The organism is Microcella sp. (genome assembly GCF_030645145.1).
Lineage (GTDB): Bacteria > Actinomycetota > Actinomycetes > Actinomycetales > Microbacteriaceae > Microcella.
Genome location: NZ_JAUSMI010000022.1, coordinates 1 through 1,403 on the forward strand (window position 1 = coordinate 1; position 1,403 = coordinate 1,403).

The following is a 1,403-nucleotide window of genomic DNA, read 5'->3' on the forward strand; positions in this document are numbered from 1 at the left end:
GCGGCCGCGAGCGCGCCCGGGAGCGCGAGCGCGGCCGCCCGCTGCTCCGGCGACAGGTAAGCGTTGCGGCTCGACAACGCGAGTCCATCCGAGGCTCGCACGGTCTCGACGACGTCGATGCGCGTCGGCACGTCGAGGTCGCGCACCATGCGCTGCACGAGGAACACCTGCTGCGCATCCTTCTCGCCGAAGACGGCCACGTCGGGGGTGGCGATCATCAGCAGCTTCGCGACGACCGTGAGCATGCCGTCGAAGTGGCCGGGGCGGGATGCTCCGTCGAGGATCTCGCCGACCGCTCCGGCCGATACCCGCGTGTCGATGGGCCCGCTCGGGTACATCTCGGCGACCGTCGGCGCGAACACGACCGACACTCCCCAGCCCGAGAGCGCCGCGAGGTCAGCGGTCAGATCGCGCGGGTAGCGGTCGTAGTCCTCCGACGGCCCGAACTGCAGCGGGTTCACGAAGATCGACACGACGACCTCGTCGGCGAGCGCCGCGGCACGGTCGACGAGCGCGAGGTGCCCCTCGTGGAGCGACCCCATGGTCGGCACGAGCGCGACGGTGCGGCCCGCGGCGCGCTCGGCGTCCAGCCGGGCGCGCAGGCCGTCGATCGTGGTCTCGACGGGCGGCGGGGTGGGGCTCATGCGTCTCCGGAATCGGGGCGGTCGTCGCGCGGATCGGCCTCGGCGGGAGCATCCGCCCCCGCATCGGCGAGCGCCGCGAGGTCGATGCTATCGACGGCCGCGGATCGCAGCGCGTTCTCGACCGCCGAGCGCACGACCGCTCCGAGCACGCGGCCCGGCTCGTCGACGCCGATGTCGCGCAGGGCGCCCATCGCCTGCGACACGATCGCGGTCGAGAAGTCGGAGGCCGACTGGATGGCGTCGGCGTAGGCGGCGCGGTGCTCCTCCGAGACGACGATCGGCTCGGCGCCCATCTCGACGACGAGGGCCTGCGCGATCGGCAGCACGGGGCTCGGCGCCGTCACGGCGCACCAGGCCTCGCGCAGGCGCACCAGATCGATCGACGTGCCGGTGAACGCGAGGGCCGGATGCACCGCGAGAGGGATGATGCCCGCGGGCCGCGCGGGGTCGAGCACGCGCACCCCGTGCGCCGCAGAGGTGTGCATGACGAGCTGGCCCGGCTGCCACACGCCGAGCGCCGCGAGCCCCGAGACGAGGCCGGGCAGCTGGTCGTCGGGCACGGCGAGGATGACGAGCTCGCTGCGCTCGATGATGGCCTGCACCTCGAGGTGCGGGACTCCGGGGAGGATGCTCGCGGAGCGCTCGCGCTCGTCGTCGGTGCTCGCCGAGATGCCGGTGATGGCGTGGCCGGCGCCGGCGAGGGCGGCGCCGAGCACGGGCCCGACGCGGCCGGCGCCGATGATGCCGACGCCCAGGCGC

General features: G+C 74.3%; 2 protein-coding genes. Both read right to left on the minus strand.

Annotated elements, in window-relative coordinates; all coding sequences use genetic code 11:
- A partial coding sequence (gene panC / locus Q7T15_RS01405) for a pantoate--beta-alanine ligase (RefSeq protein ID WP_304692529.1) occupies positions 1-644 on the minus strand: 644 nt, incomplete at its 3' end.
- Positions 641-1,403, minus strand: a 763-nt coding sequence (locus tag Q7T15_RS01410) for a Rossmann-like and DUF2520 domain-containing protein (RefSeq protein WP_304692531.1), incomplete at its 5' end; no start/stop codon positions are given. The genes Q7T15_RS01410 and panC, both read right to left, overlap by 4 nt.